Source organism: Achromobacter sp. RTa (assembly GCF_000757485.1).
GTDB lineage: Bacteria > Pseudomonadota > Gammaproteobacteria > Burkholderiales > Burkholderiaceae_B > Achromobacter.
On sequence record NZ_JPYO01000027.1, the window covers coordinates 160,665 to 181,966 of the forward strand.

At 65.9% G+C, this 21,302-nt stretch carries 21 protein-coding genes; 4 read left to right on the forward strand and 17 right to left on the reverse strand.

The genetic code is table 11. The annotated features are described in order from the left end of the window. Position 1: 1 nt before the first annotated feature. The 10 genes from nuoI to JL37_RS08880 form a co-directional block, all read right to left on the reverse strand. Positions 2 to 490: an NADH-quinone oxidoreductase subunit NuoI gene (nuoI, locus tag JL37_RS08835; RefSeq protein WP_043543405.1), complete on the reverse strand. Its 489-nt coding sequence runs from the start codon at positions 488 to 490 to the stop codon at positions 2 to 4. A 21-nt stretch (positions 491 to 511) separates the two neighbouring features. Beyond that, positions 512 to 1,585, reverse strand: coding sequence for an NADH-quinone oxidoreductase subunit NuoH (nuoH, locus tag JL37_RS08840; RefSeq protein ID WP_043543410.1), 1,074 nt, complete (start codon positions 1,583 to 1,585; stop codon positions 512 to 514). Continuing rightward, complete coding sequence (nuoG, locus tag JL37_RS08845) at positions 1,585 to 3,912, reverse strand: NADH-quinone oxidoreductase subunit NuoG (protein WP_043543412.1); 2,328 nt, start codon at positions 3,910 to 3,912, stop codon at positions 1,585 to 1,587. Before nuoG ends, nuoH begins: the two co-directional genes overlap by 1 nt. A gap of 15 nt (positions 3,913 to 3,927) precedes the next feature. Then, positions 3,928 to 5,295, reverse strand: coding sequence for an NADH-quinone oxidoreductase subunit NuoF (nuoF, locus tag JL37_RS08850; RefSeq protein WP_043543413.1), 1,368 nt, complete (start codon positions 5,293 to 5,295; stop codon positions 3,928 to 3,930). After that, positions 5,292 to 5,786, reverse strand: a complete 495-nt coding sequence (gene nuoE, locus JL37_RS08855) for an NADH-quinone oxidoreductase subunit NuoE (RefSeq protein WP_043543414.1) — start codon at positions 5,784 to 5,786, stop codon at positions 5,292 to 5,294. The genes nuoF and nuoE overlap by 4 nt, the downstream gene beginning before the upstream one ends. Positions 5,787 to 5,833: 47 nt before the next feature. Beyond that, positions 5,834 to 7,090: an NADH-quinone oxidoreductase subunit D gene (locus JL37_RS08860; protein ID WP_043543415.1), complete on the reverse strand. Its 1,257-nt coding sequence runs from the start codon at positions 7,088 to 7,090 to the stop codon at positions 5,834 to 5,836. 3 nt (positions 7,091 to 7,093) lie between these two features. Continuing rightward, the gene (locus JL37_RS08865; protein WP_043543416.1) at positions 7,094 to 7,720 is read right to left on the reverse strand and encodes an NADH-quinone oxidoreductase subunit C; all 627 of its coding nucleotides are present in this window, start codon (positions 7,718 to 7,720) and stop codon (positions 7,094 to 7,096) included. 75 nt (positions 7,721 to 7,795) lie between these two features. After that, complete coding sequence (locus JL37_RS08870) at positions 7,796 to 8,272, reverse strand: NADH-quinone oxidoreductase subunit B family protein (protein WP_006217960.1); 477 nt, start codon at positions 8,270 to 8,272, stop codon at positions 7,796 to 7,798. A gap of 39 nt (positions 8,273 to 8,311) precedes the next feature. Beyond that, positions 8,312 to 8,671 (reverse strand): NADH-quinone oxidoreductase subunit A, encoded by a 360-nt coding sequence (locus JL37_RS08875; RefSeq protein WP_006217959.1) that lies wholly within the window; start codon positions 8,669 to 8,671, stop codon positions 8,312 to 8,314. 292 nt (positions 8,672 to 8,963) lie between these two features. Further along, positions 8,964 to 10,073: a porin gene (locus JL37_RS08880; RefSeq protein WP_043543417.1), complete on the reverse strand. Its 1,110-nt coding sequence runs from the start codon at positions 10,071 to 10,073 to the stop codon at positions 8,964 to 8,966. Positions 10,074 to 10,533: 460 nt separating this feature from the next. Between JL37_RS08880 and JL37_RS08885 the strand changes: the two genes are divergently transcribed. Genes JL37_RS08885 through JL37_RS08895 form a run of 3 tightly spaced genes read left to right on the forward strand, consistent with a single transcriptional unit; the run spans position 10,534 to position 12,022 of the window. Next, complete coding sequence (locus tag JL37_RS08885) at positions 10,534 to 11,148, forward strand: TetR/AcrR family transcriptional regulator (RefSeq protein WP_043543839.1); 615 nt, start codon at positions 10,534 to 10,536, stop codon at positions 11,146 to 11,148. Continuing rightward, on the forward strand, positions 11,145 to 11,588 hold the full coding sequence (locus JL37_RS08890) for a PaaI family thioesterase (protein ID WP_043543418.1): 444 nt from the start codon (positions 11,145 to 11,147) through the stop codon (positions 11,586 to 11,588). Before JL37_RS08885 ends, JL37_RS08890 begins: the two co-directional genes overlap by 4 nt. Next, positions 11,585 to 12,022: an NAD(P)-binding domain-containing protein gene (locus JL37_RS08895; protein ID WP_043543419.1), complete on the forward strand. Its 438-nt coding sequence runs from the start codon at positions 11,585 to 11,587 to the stop codon at positions 12,020 to 12,022. Before JL37_RS08890 ends, JL37_RS08895 begins: the two co-directional genes overlap by 4 nt. Here the strand turns inward: JL37_RS08895 and JL37_RS08900 are convergent. The 7 genes from JL37_RS08900 to axyZ form a co-directional block, all read right to left on the reverse strand. Continuing rightward, on the reverse strand, positions 11,993 to 12,760 hold the full coding sequence (locus tag JL37_RS08900) for a phosphatase PAP2 family protein (protein WP_043543840.1): 768 nt from the start codon (positions 12,758 to 12,760) through the stop codon (positions 11,993 to 11,995). The two genes, JL37_RS08895 and JL37_RS08900, sit on opposite strands and share 30 nt — an antisense overlap. Before the next feature lie 39 nt (positions 12,761 to 12,799). Beyond that, positions 12,800 to 13,582 carry a metallophosphoesterase gene (locus JL37_RS08905; protein ID WP_043543420.1) on the reverse strand — a complete coding sequence of 261 codons (783 nt, stop codon included), beginning with the start codon at positions 13,580 to 13,582 and terminating at the stop codon, positions 12,800 to 12,802. Further along, positions 13,579 to 14,553: a diacylglycerol kinase family protein gene (locus JL37_RS08910; protein WP_043543421.1), complete on the reverse strand. Its 975-nt coding sequence runs from the start codon at positions 14,551 to 14,553 to the stop codon at positions 13,579 to 13,581. Before JL37_RS08910 ends, JL37_RS08905 begins: the two co-directional genes overlap by 4 nt. Before the next feature lie 64 nt (positions 14,554 to 14,617). Continuing rightward, positions 14,618 to 16,417 carry a gamma-glutamyltransferase family protein gene (locus JL37_RS08915; RefSeq protein ID WP_043543422.1) on the reverse strand — a complete coding sequence of 600 codons (1,800 nt, stop codon included), beginning with the start codon at positions 16,415 to 16,417 and terminating at the stop codon, positions 14,618 to 14,620. 151 nt (positions 16,418 to 16,568) lie between these two features. Further along, positions 16,569 to 18,059, reverse strand: coding sequence for an ABC transporter substrate-binding protein (locus JL37_RS08920; RefSeq protein ID WP_043543424.1), 1,491 nt, complete (start codon positions 18,057 to 18,059; stop codon positions 16,569 to 16,571). Positions 18,060 to 18,313: 254 nt separating this feature from the next. Further along, the gene (locus JL37_RS08925) at positions 18,314 to 19,210 is read right to left on the reverse strand and encodes a LysR family transcriptional regulator (RefSeq protein ID WP_043543426.1); all 897 of its coding nucleotides are present in this window, start codon (positions 19,208 to 19,210) and stop codon (positions 18,314 to 18,316) included. A 62-nt stretch (positions 19,211 to 19,272) separates the two neighbouring features. Continuing rightward, positions 19,273 to 19,911, reverse strand: coding sequence for a multidrug efflux transcriptional repressor AxyZ (gene axyZ, locus JL37_RS08930; RefSeq protein ID WP_043543428.1), 639 nt, complete (start codon positions 19,909 to 19,911; stop codon positions 19,273 to 19,275). A 211-nt stretch (positions 19,912 to 20,122) separates the two neighbouring features. Between axyZ and JL37_RS08935 the strand changes: the two genes are divergently transcribed. Further along, positions 20,123 to 21,298, forward strand: coding sequence for a MexX/AxyX family multidrug efflux RND transporter periplasmic adaptor subunit (locus tag JL37_RS08935; protein WP_043543430.1), 1,176 nt, complete (start codon positions 20,123 to 20,125; stop codon positions 21,296 to 21,298). Positions 21,299 to 21,302: the final 4 nt, after the last annotated feature.

A 21,302-nucleotide genomic window follows, 5' to 3' on the forward strand; every position in this document is an offset into this window, starting at 1 on the left:
TTCAACGGTAGGGAGCGTCTTCAGCCCGGCGCTGGGCGATTTCGGCTTCGTAGCGGTCGCCCACGGCGAGCAGCATGTCTTTGGTGAAATACAGGTCGCCGCGCTTTTCGCCGTGGTATTCGTGGATATGCGTTTCCACGATGGAGTCCACGGGGCAGCTTTCCTCACAGAAGCCGCAGAAAATGCACTTGGTGAGGTCGATGTCGTAGCGCGTGGTGCGGCGGGTGCCGTCGTCGCGCTGGTCCGACTCGATGGTGATCGCCAATGCCGGGCACACCGCTTCGCACAGCTTGCACGCAATGCAGCGCTCTTCCCCGTTGGGGTAGCGGCGCAGCGCGTGCAGGCCACGGAAACGCGCCGACGCGGGCGTCTTTTCCTGGGGGTAGCGCAAGGTGACCTTGCGCTTGAAGAAATACTTGCCCGTCAGGCGCATGCCCTTGAGCAACTCGGTCAGCATCAGGCTGCCGAAGAAATCCTTGATCGCTTCCATATCCTGCCTCTGCCTGGCGGCTTAGCGCCAAATGTTCCAGGGCGTCTGCATCCAGATCGCCACCACGACCAGCCAAACGCCGGTCAGCGGGATGAAGATTTTCCAACCCAAGCGCATGATCTGGTCATAGCGGTAGCGCGGGAACGACGCGCGGAACCACACGAACAACGAGACCACGACGAACGTCTTGAGACCCAGCCAGATCCAACCCGGAATCCAGGTCAGCGGCGCGATGTCGATCGGGGACGCCCAGCCGCCCAGGAACATGATCGAAGCCATGCAGGACAGCAGGATCATGTTGGCGTATTCGCCCAGGAAGAACAGCGCGAACGCCATGCCCGAGTATTCGACCATGTGGCCGGCGACGATTTCGGATTCGCCTTCGACCACGTCGAACGGGTGGCGGTTGGTTTCGGCCACGGCCGAGATCACGTAGATGACGAACAGCGGCAAGAGCGGCAGCCAGTTCCAGGAGAGGAACGTCAGGCCCTTGTCGGCGAACCAGCCGCGGTTCTGGACATGCACGATCTCGGACATGTTCAGGCTGCCGGAGACCAGCAGCACCGTCACGAGCACGAAGCCGATGGCCAGTTCGTAGGACAGCATCTGTGCCGACGCCCGCAGCGCGCCCAGGAAGGCGTACTTGGAGTTGGACGCCCAGCCAGCGACGATCACGCCGTACACGCCGATCGACGTGATGGCCATGATGTACAGCAGGCCGGCGTTGACGTTGGCCAGGACCACGTCCGGGCCGAAGGGCACGACCGCCCAGGCGGCCAGGGCCGGCATCAGCGTGACCACCGGGGCCACGACGAACAGCACCTTGTTGGCCTGCGACGGGACCACCACTTCCTTGGTCAGCAGCTTGAACACGTCCGCGAAAGGCTGCAGCAGCCCCTTGAAACCGACGCGGTTCGGACCCATGCGCACGTGCATGGCGCCGATCATCTTGCGTTCCCAGTACGTCAGGTAAGCCACGCACAGGATGATGGGCACGGCGATGATCACAATCTTGATGAGGGTCCAGAGGACCATCCAGACCGTCGGGCCCAGCAATGCCGTACCCTGGCTCTCAAGAACATTAAGCCATTCCATCAGGCACGCTCCACGCTGATTTGACCGAATGCGCCACCCAGGGCTGCGGTGTTTTCAAAGGCTGCCGAAATGCGCACGGCGCGATCGGCCACGGCGTCATCCTGCACGGTTTCGAGTTCGACGGCGCCCTGCCCGCCCGTCACGCGCACCTTGACGCCCGCCGTCAGGCCCAGGCTGGTGAGCGTGCGGCCGTTCATGGCGGCAGCCGGTTTCTTCGAGGCCGGAGCCGCTTGCAGCGGTTCCGAGCGGCGGACCATGGCGTCGGTGCGGTAGATCGGCACGTCGGCGACGCGCTCCAGGCCGGTGCCGGCTTGGCCCAGGCCCAGAGGAGCCTTGATGTCGTTGGACAGGCGGTTTTCGACGCCGCCGGCCAGCGCTGCATCGCGCACGGACTCGGAGGTTTCGTCGTCGAAGCCGGCCAGGTGCAGGACGTTGCCCAGCACGCGCAGGACCTTCCAGGCCGGACGGGTCTGGCCGAACGGCGCAACCGTGCCCTTGAAGCTCTGGGCCAGGCCTTGCGCGTTCACGAAGGTGCCCGAGGTCTCGGTGAACGGCGACACCGGCAGCATGACGTCGGCCCACTCGGCCGCGGCCGAACGGTAAGGCGTCAGGGCCACGGCGAATTGCGCGCCGCGCAGCGCGGCGATGGCCTGCTGGCCGTTGTCGGCATCCAGCAGGGGCTCGGCGTGCAGGACCACGTAGGCCTTCAGCGGCTCGGCGAGCATGGCGGCGGCATTCTTGCCGCCCTTGCCCGGGATGGCGCCGGCCAGGTAACCGCCGACGGTGTTGCCGCCGGAGGTCAGGAAGCCGAACTTGCCGCCGGCCAGGTCGGCCACGGCGCGGCCGTTGGCGGCCAGGGTCGAGGCCTGGGCGCTGGCCACGGCCAGGTTGCCCATCAGCACGGCGGTGTTGGCGCCGGAAACCAGGCTGGCCGCAATCTTCTTGGCGTTATCGCCCGGGACGACCGAAGCGAACTCGGCCGGCACGGCCTGTTCCTTGGCCTGGGCCAGCGCGACGGCCACTTCGGCCAGCGCGCGCGCCAGTTCGGACGGAGCCACGGTGATGCGAGCGGCCACGGGCATCAGGGGATCGTCCGCTGCGCTGTCGACCATCAGGATCTGCGTGCCGCGCTTGGCGGCCTGGCGCAGGCGTTGCGCCATCAGGGGATGATCCTTGCGCAGGAACGAACCCACGACCAGGACGCGGTCCAGGTTGTCGAGCTCGGCGATCGGCATGCCCAGCCACGGCGCGCCGGTCAGGGCGGCGTCGAAGGACGGATCCGTCTGGCGCAGGCGGAAATCGATGTTCTCGGAACCCAGCGAGCGGACCAGGCGGCCCAGCAGCGCATATTCCTCGGTGGTGGCGTATTCGGACGCCAGCGCGCCGATCTGGCCGGCGCCGAAGCTGTCGCGGACACGGGACAGGCCCTGGGCCACGGCTTGCAGCGCGTCGGCCCAGGAGGCTTCCTGCCACTTGCCGTCGGTGCCCTTGATCATCGGGGCGGACAGGCGGTCTTCGCTGTTCAGGCCTTCGTACGAGAAACGGTCGCGGTCGCTGATCCAGCATTCGTTGACGGCTTCGTCTTCGAACGGCACCACGCGCATGACGCGGTCGCCCTTGACCTGGACCACCAGGTTGGCGCCCAGGCTGTCGTGCGGACTGACCGAACGGCGACGGGCCAGTTCCCAGGTACGCGCGCTGTAGCGGAAGGGCTTGGAGGTCAGCGCGCCCACCGGACAGATATCGATCATGTTGCCCGACAGTTCGGACTCGATCGAGCGGCCGACGAAGGTCGTGATCTCGGAGTGTTCGCCACGGCCCAGCATGCCCAGTTCCATGACGCCGGCGATTTCCTGGCCGAAGCGCACGCAGCGGGTGCAGTGGATGCAGCGGCTCATTTCCTCGGCGGAAACCAGCGGACCCAGGTCCTTGTGGAAGACCACGCGCTTTTCCTCTTGGTAGCGAGAGGAGGAGCCGCCGTAGCCCACCGCCAGGTCCTGCAGCTGGCATTCGCCGCCCTGATCGCAGATCGGGCAGTCGAGCGGGTGATTGATGAGCAAGAATTCCATCACCGACTTCTGGGCGGCGCGCGCCTTCTCGGAGCAGGTGTGGACGACCATGCCATTGGTCACGGGCGTGGCGCAGGCGGGCAGCGCCTTGGGCGCCTTTTCCACTTCAACCAGGCACATGCGGCAGTTGGCCGCGATGGACAGTTTCTTGTGGTAGCAGAAATGCGGCACGTAAAGCCCGACTTTCTGGGCGGCATGCATGACCATGCTGCCTTCGGGCACTTCGACCTTGTTGCCGTCGACGGTTAGTTCAACCATTGCTGTTCCTGAGACCTACAGATATTGCGGGACCACACAAGACTTGTGCTCGATGTGGTGCGCGAATTCGTCGCGAAAATGCTTGAGGAAGCCACGGACGGGCATGGCGGCGGCATCACCCAGGGCGCAGATGGTGCGGCCCATGATGTTGCCCGCCACGTTGTCGAGCAGATCCAGGTCCTCCGGGCGGCCCTGGCCGTTCTCGATGCGATGCACCATGCGGTAGAGCCAGCCGGTGCCTTCGCGGCACGGCGTGCACTGGCCGCAGCTTTCCTCGAAATAGAAATACGACAGGCGCAAGAGCGACTTCACCATGCAGCGCGTCTCGTCCATGACGATCACGGCGCCGGAGCCCAGCATGGAGCCCGCCTTGGCGATGGAGTCATAGTCCATCGTCGTTTCCATCATGATGTCGGCCGGTAGCACCGGGGCGCTGGAGCCGCCGGGAATGACCGCCTTGAGCTTCTTGCCGCCGCGCATGCCGCCCGCCAGTTCCAGCAGGGTCGAGAACGGGGTGCCCAGCGGGATCTCGTAGTTGCCGGGGCGCTCGACGTCGCCGGTGATCGAGAACAGCTTTGTGCCGCCGTTGTTCGGCTTGCCGACTTCCAGATAGGCCTGGCCGCTGTTGCGGATGATCCACGGCACCGCCGCGAACGTTTCGGTGTTGTTGATCGTGGTGGGCTTGCCGTACAGGCCGAAGCTGGCCGGGAACGGCGGCTTGAAGCGCGGCTGGCCCTTCTTGCCTTCCAGCGATTCCAGCAGCGCGGTTTCCTCGCCGCAGATGTACGCGCCATAGCCATGGAACGCGTGCAGCTGGAAGCTGAAGTCCGAACCCAGGATCTTGTCGCCCAGGAAGCCGGCGGCGCGCGCCTCTTCCAGCGCTTCCTCGAAGCGCTCGTAGACTTCGAAGATTTCGCCGTGGATGTAGTTGTAGCCGGCGCTGATGCCCATGGCGTAGGCCGCGATCGCCATGCCTTCAATCACGATGTGCGGATTGAAGCGCAGGATGTCGCGGTCCTTGAACGTGCCCGGCTCGCCTTCGTCGGAATTGCAGACCAGGTATTTCTGGCCGGGGAAGGCGCGCGGCATGAAGCTCCACTTCAGGCCGGTCGGGAAGCCCGCGCCGCCGCGGCCGCGCAGGCCCGACGCCTTGACTTCGGCGATCACGTCTTCCGGCTTCATGCCGGTGGTCAGGATCTTCTTCAGGGCTTCGTAGCCGCCGCGCTTGACGTAGTCGGCCAGGCGCCAGTTGGCGCCGTCGACGTCGGCCATGATCTGCGGCTGGATGTGCCGGCCATGCAGGCACATCGAATTGGAGAGATCGTTCAGCGGGTTGGGATCAAGCCCCTGCGCGAACTGCTTGTACAGGTCGGGCGCGTTCATGCCGACTCTCCTTGCGCCTTGAGGGCCGCGACCAGCGCGTCCAGCTTTTCTTCGGTCATGCGCACGCACATATGCTTGTTGTTCACGATCAGCACGGGCGAATCGCCGCAAGCGCCCATGCACTCGCCTTCCACCAGGGTGAACTGGCCGTCGGCGGTGGTTTCGCGGTAATCGACCCCCAGCTTGCGCTTGAGGTAGTCGCCGGCGCGCTCGCCGTCGCGCAAGGCACAGGGCAAGTTCGTGCAGACGGCGATCTTGTTCTTGCCGACGGGCTTGACGTCGAACATGTTGTAGAAAGTGGCGACTTCCTGGACCGCGATGGGCGGAACGCCGATGTAGTTGGCCACATCTTCGATGATTTCGGTAGCCAACCAGCCCTTCTCTTCTTGCGCGATGGCAAGCGAGGCCATGATGGCGGACTGCCGCTGGTCGGCCGGGAACTTCGCGAGTTCTCGGTCGATTTTCTGGTAGGCCTGTTCGGAAAGCAGCATAGTTTGAATCCGGGTTATGCGGGCGTGCTCGTGACTGTCTGGGCGGATCAGCGATCGATCTCGCCGAAAACGATGTCCTGCGTGCCAATGATGGTGACGGCGTCGGCGATCATGTGACCGCGCGACATTTCATCCAGCGATTGCAGGTGGACAAAACCGGGCGCCCGAATCTTCAGGCGGTAAGGCTTGTTGGCGCCGTCGGACACCGCGTAGATGCCGAATTCGCCCTTGGGGTGTTCCACCGAGGCGTACGCTTCACCGGGAGGAACGTGGAAGCCTTCGGTGAAGAGCTTGAAGTGATGGATCAGCTCTTCCATGTTGGTCTTCATGGCGGTGCGCTTGGGCGGGGCGATCTTGTGGTTCTCGATCATGACCGGGCCCGGGTTGTTGCGCAGCCACTCCACGCACTGGCGGATGATGCGGTTGCTTTCACGCATTTCGGCGACACGGACCAGGTAGCGGTCATAGCAATCGCCGTTGACACCAACGGGGATGTCGAAATCGAGCAGGTCGTAGACTTCGTAGGGCTGCATCTTGCGCAGGTCCCAGGCCACGCCGGAGCCGCGCAGCATCGGGCCGGTGAAGCCCAGCGCCTTCGCGCGCTCGGGATCGACCACGCCGATGCCCACCAGGCGCTGCTTCCAGATCCGGTTGTCGGTCAGCAGCGTTTCGTACTCGTCCACGCAGCCGGGGAAGCGGTTGGTGAAGTCTTCGATGAAGTCCAGCAGCGAACCCGAACGCGCGTCGTTCATGGCGCGCACTTCCTTGTCGCCGCGGTACTTGCTGGTGGCGCCGTATTGCGGCATCGAATCAGGCAGGTCGCGGTAGACGCCGCCCGGACGGTAGTAGGCCGCGTGCATGCGCGCGCCCGAAACCGCCTCGTAGCAGTCCATCAGGTCTTCGCGCTCGCGGAAGGCGTACAGGAACACCGCCATGGCGCCCACGTCCAGCGCGTGCGAACCCAGCGACATCAGGTGGTTCAGCAGACGGGTGATCTCGTCGAACATCACGCGGATGTACTGCGCGCGCAGCGGGGCTTCGACGCCCAGCAGCTTCTCGATGGCCATGACGTAGGCGTGCTCGTTGCACATCATGGACACGTAGTCCAGGCGGTCCATGTAGGGCAGCGCCTGGATGTAGGTCTTGTGCTCGGCCAGCTTTTCCGTGGCGCGGTGCAGGAGGCCGATGTGCGGGTCGGCGCGTTGGATCACTTCGCCGTCGAGCTCGAGCACCAGGCGCAGCACACCGTGCGCGGCCGGGTGCTGGGGACCGAAGTTGAGCGTGTAGTTCTTGATTTCTGCCATGATTTAACGCCCCAAGCCGTAGGAGTCTTCGCGGACCACGCGGGGGGTGATCTCGCGCGGATCGATCGTGACCGGCTGGTAGATGACGCGGCGTTGTTCGGGGTCGTAGCGCATTTCGACGGTGCCGGACAACGGGAAGTCCTTGCGGAACGGGTGGCCGATGAAGCCGTAGTCGGTCAGGATGCGGCGCAGGTCCGGGTGGCCTTCGAAGACGATGCCGTACAGGTCGAAGGCTTCGCGCTCGAACCAACCCACGGCGGGCCAGCATTCCATCAGCGAGGCAACCACGGGGAACTCGTCGTCGTCGGCCCAGGTACGCACGCGCAGGCGCCAGTTGTTCTCGATGGAGAGCAGGTGCACGACCACGGCGAAACGCGCGCGGTGGATCCTGGCGTTCGTTTCCTCGGGCATCTGGCGGGTGCCGTTGCCCCACGTCAGGTAGTCGACGCCGCAGAGGTCGATACAGGTTTCAAAGCGCAGGCCGGCTTCGGTGCGCAGCTTGTTGCAGACCGAGAACCACTGTTGCGCGGGCACTTCGAGCGTCAGCTCGCCCAGCGCCTCGGTCAGCGCAATATCCGCGCCGAGGGTGGTCTGCAAATTGTTTTTCAGGATTTCGAGCCTGGTCATCATCTTGTACGCTTAGGTGAACCGATACGCTGGTTTCGCTGGGCCGGCGGCGGAGTACGCCGCGGGCGGGGCGAAGGGTCAGCGCGCAATCGTGTTGGTCAGACGGATCTTGTTCTGCATTTGCAGCAAGCCGTAGACCAGCGCCTCGGCCGTGGGCGGGCAGCCCGGCACGTAGACGTCTACCGGTACGATGCGATCGCAGCCGCGGACCACCGAATACGAGTAGTGGTAGTAGCCGCCGCCGTTGGCACAGGAGCCCATGGACACAACCCAGCGCGGCTCGGGCATCTGGTCGTAGACCTTGCGCAGCGCCGGCGCCATCTTGTTGCACAGCGTGCCGGCGACGATCATCAGATCGGACTGGCGCGGACTGGGCCGGAAGATGATCCCGAACTGGTCCAGGTCATAGCGGGCCGCGCCCGCGTGCATCATCTCGACCGCGCAACAGGCCAGACCGAAGGTCATGGGCCACATGGAGCCGGTCTTCGCCCAGTTAAGGAACTTGTCGGCGCTGGTTGTGATGAACCCTTGCTTGAGAATGCCGTCTATAGCCATATTCGTCTCTGATAGCGTGCTGTGAAATAACCCGGCGGGTCATTCCCAATCCAGCGCGCCCTTTTTCCATTCGTAGATGAAGCCGACGGTGAGCACGGCCAGGAAGACCATGACCGTCCAGAACCCGACGAGCCCGACCGTGCCCTGGGCGATGGCCCACGGGAACAGGAACGCGATTTCGAGGTCGAAAAGAATGAACAGAATCGCCACGAGGTAGTAGCGCACGTCAAACTTCATGCGAGCGTCTTCGAAAGCCTCGAAGCCGCACTCATACGGCGAAAGCTTCTCGGCGTACGGACGCCGCGGACCAAGGAGGGAGCCGGCCGTTAGAAGCGCGAACCCGATAAGGGTGGCCACTACGATAAACAGCAGGACGGGGAAATACTGTTGCAGGTTCATTCAGGCGTCCGTCAAATGCGCAAACCTTAGGATTGTAGCATTCGCGCGGTTACTTCTGGCTGAACTCTGTAGCCCGAACAGCAGGTGAAAGACTGCATTCCTCAAATGGAACAGTCCCGGCTTTCCGGGCAGCGCTGCAAGCTTACAACACCCGCCTCGCGCACACCCGCCAAGCCCCTGAAACCGTCCACGGGACGAAAAAAAAACCACCCCGAGGGGTGGCTTTCATGCGAACGGGCCGAAGCCCGTTCGCACGCTTGGAATCCAGGCAGGACTTGCGCCCTGCGTTGGATTAGAAGCGGTGGCGGATGCCGACGCCGACAGCGGTCGACTTGACGTCGTCGATGAAGGCGTAGTTCTTGGCGTACGAACCGTAGGCGTACAGGTTGGTGCGCTTCGACAGGTCGTAGGTGTAGCCCAGCGAGAAGACGTTCATCTTGTCGTCGCCGCCCGTCAGCTTGTCGTTCGACGGGTCAACCATTTGCCACGAACCGAACAGCTTGCTGGCGCCGCCGATGGGGGCGCTCAGGCCGACCATGTACGAGTTGGCCTTGAAGCCGTCAGCGAAGATGTTGGTGCCCAGGACGTCACCGGAGGTGATGCCGTTGATGCCTTGGCCGCCGAACCAGCCGTCGGTCGTGCGAGCGTAGGCCAGCGACAGCTTGACCACTTCGAAGTCGTACGAACCGCCGATGCCATACGAACGCGGGGTAGCGTCAACGGCAGCTTGCGCTTGGTTGTTGCTGGCGTTCAGTTGGTCATACGACAGAGCGACGTTCAGGGGGCCGTTGACATAGCGCAGGCCGGTGGTGATGCCACGGACGTTGTCGGCGGTGCGGAAGCCAACGCGGTCGGCGCCAGCGTTGTCATCAACGCTGAACGAGTAGCCAACGCCGAACTGGAAGCCGCTGAAGGACGGGGTTTGGTACATGACCATGTTGTCCCAGCGAACCGTGTTCATCGCGCTCATGCCCATGCCGATGTTGGCTTGGCCGAAGCCGGCGCCGAACGGATCGATCGAGCCGAAGTACTTCGAGGCGATGTTGGTTTGACGACCGAAGTCCAGTTGACCCCAGCTGTCGGAGGCCAGACCGATCGTGGCTTGACGGCCGAACAGACGGCCACCTTGAGCCGACTTACCGTTGCCCGAATCAAAGCCCGATTCCAGTTGGAAAACAGCGCGCAGGCCGTCACCCAGATCTTCCGAACCACGCAGACCCCAGCGCGAACCGTTCTGCACGCCGTTGATCATGCCGATGCGGCTGCCGTCAAAGCCGTCGCCCTTGACCTTGTTGTAACCGATACCCGTGTCGATGATGCCGTACAGGGTGACAGACGTTTCTGCCTGGGCGACACCGGCAAAACCGGCGAGCAGGGCGGCAGCGAGCAGAGTCTTTTTCATTTAAGAAATCTCCGTTGATTTGAGTGACAAGAGCAGCAATCCAGCAAACCAGCCTGCCGCCCCCCTAACTCCGCGAAGGGAAGTTGACGCTATTGCATCAAAAATCAGGGGGGCTGGCTATGGTCGGCATCAGAAAAGTGCAGGTTTGCGACAGGCTTGTTGGGATATTGCAACATCTCATCGACGGCCCGACTATCCCGCTAGGGCTTACCCTAGCAAAACAGGGCAAGGTCCTATTCATGCGACTTTCAGCCCTGCCCCCAATTATTCGGCCCATTTCGGCAGCCATTTTCGCACCTGATTTCACGCGGGTATATGTCCGCGCTCCGGCACGGCGCGCAGCCGCCACCCTCTTTCGATTCCCGCGGCCCATCTCGACTTCGGCCAGTGCTCCCAAATAACATTGTTATTAATAAAAATCGCCGATATGATCGAACGCATCGGATCCTGCAGGCACGCCATGCCCTCTTCCTCCTCCCGCGCCGGCCGCAGTGAACGCCTCAATGCGCTGAGGCGGCAGCTTGTTCTGGATGCCGCCCAGCGCGTATTCGAACGCGACGGCCTGGAGAAAACGACGATCCGCGCGATCGCCACGGAAGCCGGCTGCACCACCGGCGCGATCTATCCCTGGTTCGCTGGCAAGGAAACCATCTACGGCGCGCTGCTCGAAGAATCCCTGGAGCGGCTGCACACGCACCTGAGCGACGCCGCGTCCACGGCGGACGCCCGGACGGCCGCGCGCAGCGCGATCCACGCGTTCTACAACTATTACGCCGAGCGCCGCACGGATTTCTCGCTGGGCATGTATCTGTTCCAGGGACTGGGGCCGCGCGGGCTGGGCCGGGAAATGGACGAAAGGCTCAACGCCCGCCTGCGCCAATGCGTCGACCTGCTGGGCCGGGCCCTGGCCAGGACGAAGTCATGGAGCGCCGCCGCCGTCGAGATCGAACAGATGAACCTCTTCACCTACCTGATGGGACTGCTGCTCCTGCAGCACACACATCGCCTGAAATCCCTGGGCCAGCACGCGGATGCGCTGCTGGACAACTACTGCCACGCCCTGGAACAACGATGACCGCAACCGACCTGGACACCCGCGCCGAGGCTCCGCTGATCAGCCTGGCCGACTTTCATATCCTGCTGGCGGACCAGCACCCCTTCTCGCTGCTGCTGGGCATCGATGTGCTGCGCATCGGCTACGGCACGGCGCGCGCCGTGCTGCCCGCGCGCGACGCCCACCAGCGGCTGGGCGGCATCGTCGCCGGTCCGATGCTGATGGGGCTGGCCGATCTGACCATGTACGCCGCGGTGGTGGGCGCCACCGGGCAGGCGCACGCCGTCACGGCCAGCCTGACGATCAATTTCCTGCGCAAGAGTCCCGCGGGCGCGATCTACGCCGACGCCCGGCTGCTCAAGGTGGGACGGCTGTCGGCGGGAGAGGTCATCCTGACGGGCGAGGGTTCGGACGAGCCCCTGGCCCATATCGTGAGCACCTGGTCGGTGCCGAAGCCATGAGCCTGCGCGTCAGCATCGTCGGCATGGGAAGGACCGGCACGCAGGCCGCCCAGCGCCTCCTGGCGGCGGAGCCCGACATCGCCCTGACCCTGTACGACATCGAGCCCGATCGCTGCGAGGACTTCCGCGGCAGCGCCACGCTCGCCACCTCGGCGCGCGAGGCGCTTGCGGAATCGGACACCATCGTGCTGGCCCTGCCGCGCGAGCGCGAAATCGACCGCACCCTGGAACGCTTCAGCGACGGCAACGTCACCGCGGCCATCGCCGGCAAGCTGATCGTGGACCTGGAGCCGCCGTCCGCTGAACGGGCGCGCCGGCTGGACCAGGCCATCGTCGCGGCGGGCGGGCGCTACACCTGCGCGCCCTTGCTGGCGGCCGACGCCGCGGGCGCCGCCGAAGCGCGCCTATTGCAGGCGCTCGCCCCGCTCGCCTGACGCGCGCAGGCCGCGCTCCGCCGCGACGCAAAGCGCCAGCCAGCCCAGGCTGACGGCAAACCCCGCGAGCACATCGCTGGCGAAATGGACTTGCAGCAGAATGCGGCTGAGCCCGATCGCCACGATAAGCGCCGCCAGGACCGCAATGCCCGGCAGCCGCCAGGACGGCGGCGCCAGCTTCCATAATAGATAGCAGGCCGTGCCGTAGACCGCCATGGAGGCCGACGAGTGGCCGCTGGGAAAACTCCACCCCACCGCGCTGGCATAGCCGTGGTCGTGCTCCGGGCGCACCCGCTCGAAATTCTGCTTGAGCAGCCAGTTGAGCGCTCCCCCCGCGCCGGTGGTGATGGCGCAGAACGCGGCCAGCCGCCATTGCCGGTTCCAAAGCAGATACAGCGTCATCAGCACGCTTATCCCCGTAAGGAAATTCCGATCGCCCAGGTAGGTGAACCAGGACAGCAGCCATAGCAGGGGCATGGACATGGACATGCTCAGCGCGCCGGCCAGGGCCCGGTCGAATTCCACTACCGAGCCCTGGCTGCCGACCGCAATGGCCAAGGCCAGGAAGACCGCGAACGAGGCGCCGATGCCCAGCGCGAAGCACAGGGCGCGGCCGCGGCGCGACAGGCCGAGGCAGCAGCGCGCGAACAGCAGCGCCCCCGCGCCGCCTAAAAGCGGCAGCACGATGAACAACAGCAGGGCGTGGGCCGCGGCCCACGCCGCATAGACGTCCGTCATTTGCATGCGCCCATGAGAAGATTCCCGCCGCCGGCCACGCTACAGCGCGACGAGCGTATTGTCGACCGGCGCGAACGCATGCGTCCCCGCGGCGTAATCCCAACGCTCGACCTGGCAGCCTCCCCCTGCCTCGCGCGTAATGACATTCAGCGAGTTGGGAACGTTGCCACGCACGCGATGCGAGCAGGTCGTCCCTGCCTGGACGATCCAGCCGCCGGCCGGCGCGGATGGGTCCAGCGGCAACACGTAGGGCAGGTGGATATGGCCGCCGAGCACGAGATCGACCCCGGCCTGGGCCCAGGCTTCAAGCGCGTGCTGGCGCCCGATCAGCAGATTGGACAGGTCGGATTCGACCTTGGCGCGCACCGGGTGGTGCGCCACCACCACCCGCAGTTGCCCGGGCCGGGCCTGGCGCAAGCGCTGCGCGACCCGCGCGACCTGCCCGCCCGAGATTTCGCCGTCCTTGCGCCGCCGCGGCCTGGTGGTGTTCACACCGATGGCGAGCAGGCCATCGTTCTCGAACACGGGTTCCAGCACGGCGCCCAGGGCGCGCTTGTAGTTTCCATAGGGATTGAGCGCGCGCGCGAACACATTGAACAGGGGGATATCGTGGTTGCCCGGCACGGCCAGGACGGGCAGCGACAGGCGCTCGATGAATTTGCGGGCGGCCGCGAACTGGCCGCGGCGGGCGCGCTGCGTGATGTCGCCGCTGAGCACGACCAGGTCGGGCGCGAGCTCTCGGGCGAGGTCCAGCGCGGCTTCGACGACCGGCTTGCGCTCCGTGCCGAAGTGGGTGTCGGAAAGATGCAGAATGCGCGTCATGAACGGTCCAGGCTTTGCGGGTCGGCCGGCACCACCAGCGGCAGCCGGTCGGCGGCCACCTTGAATTCCAGCGGCGTATTCATCCAGGAGATCCCGCCGCCCATCGCCACCTTGACCCGCCGGCGTCCGCGCACGTCCACGGTCAGGCGGTCGAAGGCGAAGCTGACGACGTGCTCGGCGTCGCCCAGCCGGCTGGCCAGGCCGCGCAGCAGCAGGCCATACAAGGCCAGCGAGCCGACCGGCCGAGCCGCCATGGCGATCAGGCGGCCTTGGTCGAGCTCTTCTGAGGGGATGCCCACGTGTTCGAGCTGAAGCTTGTTGTTGCCCACCACCAAGGTAGGGGACCGCAGGTTCCGGGCCTTGCCCTCGTAGTCGAGCAGCAGGCTCAGCTGGCGCGGCGCGCGCAGCAGCGTGACCAGCCCCGACCACAGGGCCACCAGGCGGCTGCGGCCGTACTTCTGCTTGTAGGCCTCGCGGTCTTCGAGCAACTGCGGATACAGGCCCAGGCTGGCGTTGACCAGGAACGGCCGGCCATTGAGCAGGCCGACCTGCACCGGCCTGGGCTGGCCTTGCAGGAAACCGCGCAGCGCCGTTTCCGTGTCCTGGGAGATGCCGTAGCGGCGGCCGAAGTAATTGAAGGTGCCCTGAGGCAGGATGCCGAACGGCACGCCCTGGCCCAGCACGGCGCCGGCCACCGCGTTGAGCGTGCCGTCGCCGCCCGCGGCGATGACGACGCCCCGCTCGTCGCGCGCGCGCCGCACCGCGGCCTGAGCCGATTCGGCCAGCCGGGAAGGATCTTCGATGGGGATCAGTTCGTAGCGCCGCCCGGCCGCATCGAGCATGCGGCGGACGATGTCCTGTAGGGCCTGCGCGTCGCCGCGACCCGATCCTGTGTTGAGAACGATGAAGAGCGGTTCCTGCCCCGTCAGGGGCCGGGCCCCTGCCGCGGGGCTCTGCTGGGATGGCGTCATGGGTCAAACATACCCCATGCCGGCAAAGCGCCGCAACAGAGCCCGCGGTCCGGGTTGCGGAAGGTCAGCGTCCGATGGCGTAGGCCTGCATCAGGCGCGGCGTGGCGGCTGCGTGCAGCAGGCCGTCGGCGTCGCGCGATGCCGCGGTCAGGCGGCCCACGGACCATTCCGGCACCTGCTCGATCTGGTGCCCGCGCTGGCGCAGCGCGTCGATTACCTCGGCTCCGAAGCTCGCCTCCAGCGCCAGATGCCCCGGCTTGCGATCCCGCGGATAGAACGACGTGGGGAAATGCATGGTATGGGACATGGGCAGGTCGATCGCTTCCTGCAGGTTCAACCCGTGATGGACGTGGCGCAGGAAGAACAGCAATTGCCACTGCTCCTGCTGGTCGCCGCCCGGCGTGCCGAAAGCCAGGTAGGGCTTGCCCTCGCGCAGCGCCAGCGAGGGCGTGAGCGTGGTGCGCGGGCGCTTGCCCGGCGCCAACGTGCCGGGCAGGCCCTCTTCCAGCCAGAACATCTGCGCGCGCGTATTCAAGCCGAACCCCAGTTCGGGAATGACGGGCGAGGACTGGAACCATCCGCCGGACGGCGTGGCCGAGATCATGTTGCCCCAGCGGTCGATGACGTCCACGTGCGTGGTATCGCCGCGCTTGGCCGACGCGCGCATGTCGGCCAGCGTGGGTTCGTTGGTGGCGCTGCCGGGTTCGGAAACCCGCGAAAGCCGCTCCAGCGTGTCCATGACGCGCGCCACCTGCGCCTCGAAGCCGGGCACGTGGCCGGGTAGAAGGTCCTGCGAGGCCATTTCGCCGATCAGCGCGCGGCGTTCGTCGTTGTAGGCGTCGGACAGCAGGTGCTCCAGCGGCACGTCGACGAAGGCGGGATCGCCGTAATAAGCCTCGCGGTCGGCGAAGGCCAGCTTCATGGCCTCCGTGACCCGATGCACGAATTCCGCGCTGGTCGGGCCGACGCCCGCCAGGTCCATGCCCTTGAGCAGCGCCAGGGTCTGCAGGAACACAGGCCCCTGGCTCCACGAGCCGGCCTTGGCCACCGTGTAGCCGTGGTAATCGTAGGTGACCGGTTTGTCGTAGCTGGCGGACCAGCCGGCCAGGTCGTCCGCGGTGATGACGCCCCGATGGGCGACGCCACTCTCGTCCATGACGTCGGTGCTGCGCGCGAACCGCTCGATCTCCTCGGCCACGAAGCCCCGGTAGAACGCAACGCGCGCCGCCTCGATCTGGCGTTCGCGGTCTCCGCCGGCGCTTTCGGCCTGCTTGAGCACCCGGGTCCAGGTACGCGCCAGCGCCGGGTTGCGGAACAGCTTGCGGGCTTCCGGCACCTTGCCGCCCGGCACGTAGACCTGGGCGGTCGTGGGCCAGTGGGTTTCGAAGAAGTCCTTCAGGCCGGCGATGGTATTGGAAATACGCGGCATCAGCGCGTGGCCGTGTTCCGCGTAGTAGATGGCCGGTTCGAGCACATCGCGCACGCGCATCGTGCCGTGGTCGCGCAGCAGCTGCATCCAGGCGTCGAAGGCGCCCGGAATGACCGTGGCCAGGAGGCCGTTGCCGGGGATGAGCTTCAGGCCTTCGGCGCGGTAGCGTTCCAGCGTGGCCGCGGCCGGCGTGGTGCCCTGCCCGCACAGGACTTCGAGGCGGCCGGTGCGCGCCGAATAGAAAACGGCAGGCACTTCGCCGGCCGGTCCCACCAGATGGGGTTCGACCACCTGCAGTACGAAGGCCGAGGCGACGCAGGCGTCAAACGCGTTGCCGCCGCGCTCCAGCAGCGACATGCCGGCGGCGCTGGCCAGCCAGTGGGTGGAGGTCACGACACCGAAGGTGCCTAGGATTTCCGGACGCGTTGTGAACATGGCTCACCCCCTACCCGCTGCGCGGGCCCCCTCAAGGGGGCGACGCCTACGGACCGGCAAAGCCGGATCCGTGGCGTCCCCGATGTACCGCGCTACGTTGGTACTGTTGCTCGCTTGCGCATTCGGCACGTTTGATGGCATAGCCATGGTTCTACCTCACATTTTTCAGGCGGATCAGGCCATCGGGGTACGGTACGAAACCTTCCACCTTCTTCTGCACGCCGAAAGTCCACGGCAGGTAGAACAGGTAGACGATGGGGCGCTGGTCCTGCATGGCCGTCAACACCTGGTCATACATGGCCCGGCGCTTGGCCTCGTCGGATTCGGCGCGGGCGTCGTTGAGCAGCTTGTCCACGGCGGGATCGCAGAATTTGCCGTCGTTCAGGTTGCCCTTGCAGCTCACGTATTGGTGGATGTTTCCGCTGGGGTCGACCCGGCCGGACCAGCCGCTCTGGCCCACTTCGAAATCACCGCGCGCGAGCGAGGACTGCAGCGACGCGAATTCCACCGGGCGCAGGGTGATGTCGAAGCCCGCCTCGGCGCCCATGGCCTGCACCAGTTCGAACACCTGCTGCATGGTCGTGTTGTTGCCGAAGGTGATCTCGAACTTGACGCGGTCGAACCCGGCCTCCTTCAGCAAGGCCTGGGCCTTCTTCGGATCGCGGCCCTTGTGCTCGAAAGCGGTGTTGTAGGCGAAGCTGGCCGGCGGGAACGGCTGGTAGGCAGGCTGGAACATGCCCTCGCCGACCACCTGGTTCAGCACGTCGCGGTCGATCGCCAGGTCCAGCGCCTGACGCACGCGCTTGTCCTTGGCCAGCGGGTTGTTGGCGCGCGCGCCGTTGCCCAGGTTGACCGAGATCGACTGGAAGCCCAGGCCCGTCACGGGAGCCAGGCGCAGGTTCTTGTCGTCCTTGACGGCCTTGGCGTCGCTGGGGGCAACGCGCTCGATGATGTCCAGGTCGCCGGCGCGCAGGTTGTTCAGGCGCACCGTGGTGTCGGGGATCGGCGTGAAGACCACGCGGTCGAAATGATAGTTGGCCGCATCCCAGTATTTGGGAAACTTCTCGAGCACGATGCGATCGTTCTGCACGCGCTCCTTGAATTGGTAGGGGCCCGAGCACACGGGCTTGCCGCCCGGATCCTTGTCGAAGGAGGCCGGCGACATCATCATCCCGGCGCGGTCCGACAGTTGCGACAGCAGCGATGCATCCGGCTCGGACAGTTTGAGCACGACGGTCTCGGCGTCCGGAGCCTCCACGCTGGCGACCGTGGCCAGTTCGCTCTTGCGGTTGCTGTCGGGCTGGGTGCGGGCGCGGTCCAGGTTGGCCTTCACGGCGGCGGCGTTCACCGGCGTGCCGTCGTGGAACACGGCGTCCGTGCGCAGCTTGAACGTCAGGACCTTGTTGTCGGGGCTGATGGTCCAGGATTTCGCCAGCTGCGGCACGATCTTCAGGTCAGGCGTAATCTCCACCAGCTTGTCGCACAGCGACGCGAAGACGATGCGGCCGACAAACGTGCGGGCACGCACGGGGTCCAGCACATCCGGGTCGTCTTGCAGGCCGATGCGCAGGGTCGATTGGGCTTGCGCCAATCCGCTGGCCAGCATTCCCGCCATGGCCATGGCGAGGCAAAGTTTACGCATGAATATCTCCGTCGAATCAGGTCGGCCTGCTTCCCCACGCGCCGCCGGCACGCCGCCTGGCATGAGGGAACAGACCCGAGCCGTGCTGCACCGCCGGGGCCATCCCCCGTTGCGCACGTTCTTGTTGGATTCTGCGCCAGGCGCGCGGCGATTGTATAGAGCGCCGGCTGTCGGGCGCCTAAATTCCGCGGGAGACGGCCGCCTTGCGGACAAGGGGCCGGTTTGCTCCAACACGCCGCGCACCGCGCCAGCGCTCAGGGAATCCGGCAAGGCGCCGAGAAATCCACGGCTGCCAAGACCTCGTCGCGCAGCTTGCCGACGAGCGGCCGGGTGTCGTCGCGCCGGTACTGGAACGCATAGGGCAAGGCCGCCAGCGCGGGATCGCAATCCAGCACGCGCAGGCTGCCCTCGGCCTGGAGCGCCCTCGCCCAATGGCTGGGCAGCAGGCCCACGCCAGTGCCTTCGATCAGCAGACCGACCACCGCGCCCCAATTGTTGCAGCACAGACGTTCGCCCCCCGCATCCCGGCCCGCGAGCCAGCCGTCGATGATGCGCGTGGTGCCCGCGCCAGCCGGCAGCGTCACCAGCGGCAGGCGCTCCAGCAGTCCGGGAACCATGCGAGTGGCGCCATCCAGCACGGCGGGCGAAGCCGACCAGGAAAAATCGGCCTGTCCGATGGGCGCGGATGCGATACCGGTCCGCGACGAGCTGCCGGCTATCACCGCGAAATCCAGTTCGCCGTCGGCCACGCGCTGTTCCAGCACTTGTCCGATATCGACATAGGGTTCCAGCACCAGGTCCGGATAGGCGGCGCGCACGCCCCGGATCAGGGCGGGCAGCCAGGTCAGCGCCGTCAGTTCGCCGACGCCGAAGCGGCAGCGGCCGCGCAGCCCGGGGCTTTCCGCGAGGGAGGCCCGCACCCGCTCCGCCGCGGCCAGCAGATCGCGCGCCTGGGGCAAGAGGCGCAGGCCGGCATCGGTCAGCGCCGCCTTGTGCCCGCTGCGGTCGAACAGCGGCTGGCCCAGGGCCTGCTCGAGCTCGGTGATGCGCTTGGACAGCGACGACACCGACAGGTGCAGGCGCTCCGCGGCCACGGCGAAACTTGCGCAGGTGGCGGCCCAGTAGAAGGCTTCGAGTTGCTTGAGGGTCATGCGGTGATTGTATGGGGGCGCCCGGCTAGGGGCGCCCGGCTCAGGGGCGCCCGGCGGAGGGGCTACGCGGCTTGCGGCGTCCGCAGGTGCGTGGAGAGCCGGAGGGTGTCGATGGCGGCGCGCAGCATGCGATCGACGCGGGGCCAGAGGTCGCCCTTGAGGCGGTCGGACCAGCACAGGCTGTCGAACACGCCGTCGACCAGCGAATGCAGGTAGATGTTGGACAGCCGGATGTCCAGGGCGCGCGGCAGGTCTTCGCGCTTGACGGCGGCGCGCAGCAACTTCTCGGAAGTGCGCAAGGCATGACGCTCCCAAAGGTCGCGGCGCCGCAGCAGCGGCGCATTCTCGTCGCTGCGTTCGCACTTCAGGTACAGGATCTCCAGCACGCGCTGCACCGATCCTTCCTGCGCATAGATCTGGATGTACTGGCGCATGGAATCGTAGAGCGCCTCCAGGGCCTCGCCTTCCGTCGGCACCTGGGTCAGCGGCGCCGCCTCGCCGAGCGCCCGGTCGCACATGGCGATACAGACATCGATCTTGTTCTTGTAATGGCCGTAGACGGCGCCCCGGGAAACGCCCGCGTGGTCGGCGATATCGCTCATGGTGGTGCCGGCCACGCCTTTGGACAGGAATACGCGCTCCGCGGCATCCAGGATGCGGGTACGAGTGCGTTGGGACTCTTCTTTCGTCTTGCGGGCCATGCGGAAACCTCCCCTAAAAAAAAGACGGCCCCTCGATCCGAGAGCCGTCTTTCCGTGTTGTGTGAATAAGTGTGAAGCGACAAGCATACTTTCGAACAAAGTAATTAATCAAGCATGACGGATTAAATGCTAGACTCGCTTCCCCACCAGGAAAGTTGGCGCCTTTCCGCACTTCCCCGCCCCCTGCGGGCGCATCACAACAATTTTAAAAATGAAGCATCGAGTTTCCCTGCCCACACTCGCCCTTTTTTCTGTATCGATTCTTATTACTGCCTGCTCCAAGCCTGCGCCCCAGGATGCCGCGCAGGCGCCGGCCGAGGTCGGCGTCATCGTCGCGGCGGCCACGCCCACGAGCGTCACGACCGAACTGCCGGGCCGCCTGGAGCCCTACCGCGAAGCCGAGGTGCGCGCCCGCGTGGCCGGCATCGTCACCGCGCGCCTGTACGAAGAAGGACAGGACGTGGCGCGCGGCGCCGCCCTGTTCCAGATCGATCCGGCGCCGCTGCAGGCCGCCTACGATTCCGAAGCGGCGAACCTCGCGCGCGCGCAGGCGAACCTGTCCGCCGCGGCCGACAAGCTGCGCCGCTATGCGGACCTGGTGGCCGACCGCGCCATCAGCGAACGCGACCATGCGGAGAGCGTGGCGCTGGAGCGCCAGGCCCGCGCGGAAGTCGCGCTGGCCCGCGCCAACCTGCAAAGCGCCAAACTGAAGCTGGACTATGCGCGCGTCACTTCGCCCATAGATGGCCGGGCGCGGCGCGCCCTGGTGACCGAGGGCGCGCTGGTGGGCGAAGGCCAGGCCACGCCGCTGACGATGGTCCAGCAGATAGATCCCATCTACGTGAACTTTGCGCAGCCGGCCGCAGAGGTCATGCGGCTGCAAAAGCAGATCCGCGCCGGCACCCTGCAAGGCGTGTCGCCGGACCAGGTGCGGGTGCGGCTGCTGCTGCCCGACGGGTCCGAGTACGGACGCGGCGGCACGCTGTCCTTCGAGGACCTGGCGGTCGACCCCGGCACCGACAACGTGACGATGCGGGCGCTGTTCGACAACCCGGACCGCGACCTGCTGCCAGGCATGTACGTGCGGGTGCGGCTGGAGCAGGCGATCAACCGCGACACCTACCTGGTGCCGCGCGACGCCCTGCTGCGCAGCGCCGAGGGCGCCCACCTGCTGGCGGCTGGCGAGGATGGCGAACTGCGGAAGATCGCCGTCGTGGCCCATCGCTTGCAGGGCCCCAACTGGATCGTCACGCATGGGTTGGAAGGCGGCGAACGCATCGTCGTCGAGAACGCCGCCCAGTTGGCGGCGGGCCAGAAGATCAAAGCGGTAGAGCGGCCCGCGCCCGACGCACAGGCGCGGCAGCCCGCCTCCGGCCAACAAGGATAAGCCG

Excerpts from the sequence above, each read along its gene's own strand:
- axyZ (WP_043543428.1), bottom strand. The coding sequence starts at position 19,911 with ATGGCCCGCAAGACGAAAGAAGAGTCCCAACGCACTCGTACCCGCATC.
- nuoF (WP_043543413.1), bottom strand. The coding sequence starts at position 5,295 with ATGAACGCGCCCGACCTGTACAAGCAGTTCGCGCAGGGGCTTGATCCC.
- JL37_RS08895 (WP_043543419.1), top strand. The coding sequence starts at position 11,585 with ATGAGCCTGCGCGTCAGCATCGTCGGCATGGGAAGGACCGGCACGCAG.
- JL37_RS08885 (WP_043543839.1), top strand. The coding sequence starts at position 10,534 with ATGCCCTCTTCCTCCTCCCGCGCCGGCCGCAGTGAACGCCTCAATGCG.
- JL37_RS08865 (WP_043543416.1), bottom strand. The coding sequence starts at position 7,720 with ATGATGACCAGGCTCGAAATCCTGAAAAACAATTTGCAGACCACCCTC.
- JL37_RS08890 (WP_043543418.1), top strand. The coding sequence starts at position 11,145 with ATGACCGCAACCGACCTGGACACCCGCGCCGAGGCTCCGCTGATCAGC.
- nuoH (WP_043543410.1), bottom strand. The coding sequence starts at position 1,585 with ATGGAATGGCTTAATGTTCTTGAGAGCCAGGGTACGGCATTGCTGGGC.
- nuoG (WP_043543412.1), bottom strand. The coding sequence starts at position 3,912 with ATGGTTGAACTAACCGTCGACGGCAACAAGGTCGAAGTGCCCGAAGGC.
- nuoE (WP_043543414.1), bottom strand. The coding sequence starts at position 5,786 with ATGCTGCTTTCCGAACAGGCCTACCAGAAAATCGACCGAGAACTCGCG.
- JL37_RS08915 (WP_043543422.1), bottom strand. The coding sequence starts at position 16,417 with ATGTTCACAACGCGTCCGGAAATCCTAGGCACCTTCGGTGTCGTGACC.
- JL37_RS08860 (WP_043543415.1), bottom strand. The coding sequence starts at position 7,090 with ATGGCAGAAATCAAGAACTACACGCTCAACTTCGGTCCCCAGCACCCG.
- JL37_RS08870 (WP_006217960.1), bottom strand. The coding sequence starts at position 8,272 with ATGGCTATAGACGGCATTCTCAAGCAAGGGTTCATCACAACCAGCGCC.
- JL37_RS08925 (WP_043543426.1), bottom strand. The coding sequence starts at position 19,210 with ATGACCCTCAAGCAACTCGAAGCCTTCTACTGGGCCGCCACCTGCGCA.
- JL37_RS08935 (WP_043543430.1), top strand. The coding sequence starts at position 20,123 with ATGAAGCATCGAGTTTCCCTGCCCACACTCGCCCTTTTTTCTGTATCG.
- JL37_RS08905 (WP_043543420.1), bottom strand. The coding sequence starts at position 13,582 with ATGACGCGCATTCTGCATCTTTCCGACACCCACTTCGGCACGGAGCGC.
- JL37_RS08880 (WP_043543417.1), bottom strand. The coding sequence starts at position 10,073 with ATGAAAAAGACTCTGCTCGCTGCCGCCCTGCTCGCCGGTTTTGCCGGT.
- JL37_RS08900 (WP_043543840.1), bottom strand. The coding sequence starts at position 12,760 with ATGACGGACGTCTATGCGGCGTGGGCCGCGGCCCACGCCCTGCTGTTG.
- nuoI (WP_043543405.1), bottom strand. The coding sequence starts at position 490 with ATGGAAGCGATCAAGGATTTCTTCGGCAGCCTGATGCTGACCGAGTTG.
- JL37_RS08910 (WP_043543421.1), bottom strand. The coding sequence starts at position 14,553 with ATGACGCCATCCCAGCAGAGCCCCGCGGCAGGGGCCCGGCCCCTGACG.
- JL37_RS08875 (WP_006217959.1), bottom strand. The coding sequence starts at position 8,671 with ATGAACCTGCAACAGTATTTCCCCGTCCTGCTGTTTATCGTAGTGGCC.
- JL37_RS08920 (WP_043543424.1), bottom strand. The coding sequence starts at position 18,059 with ATGCGTAAACTTTGCCTCGCCATGGCCATGGCGGGAATGCTGGCCAGC.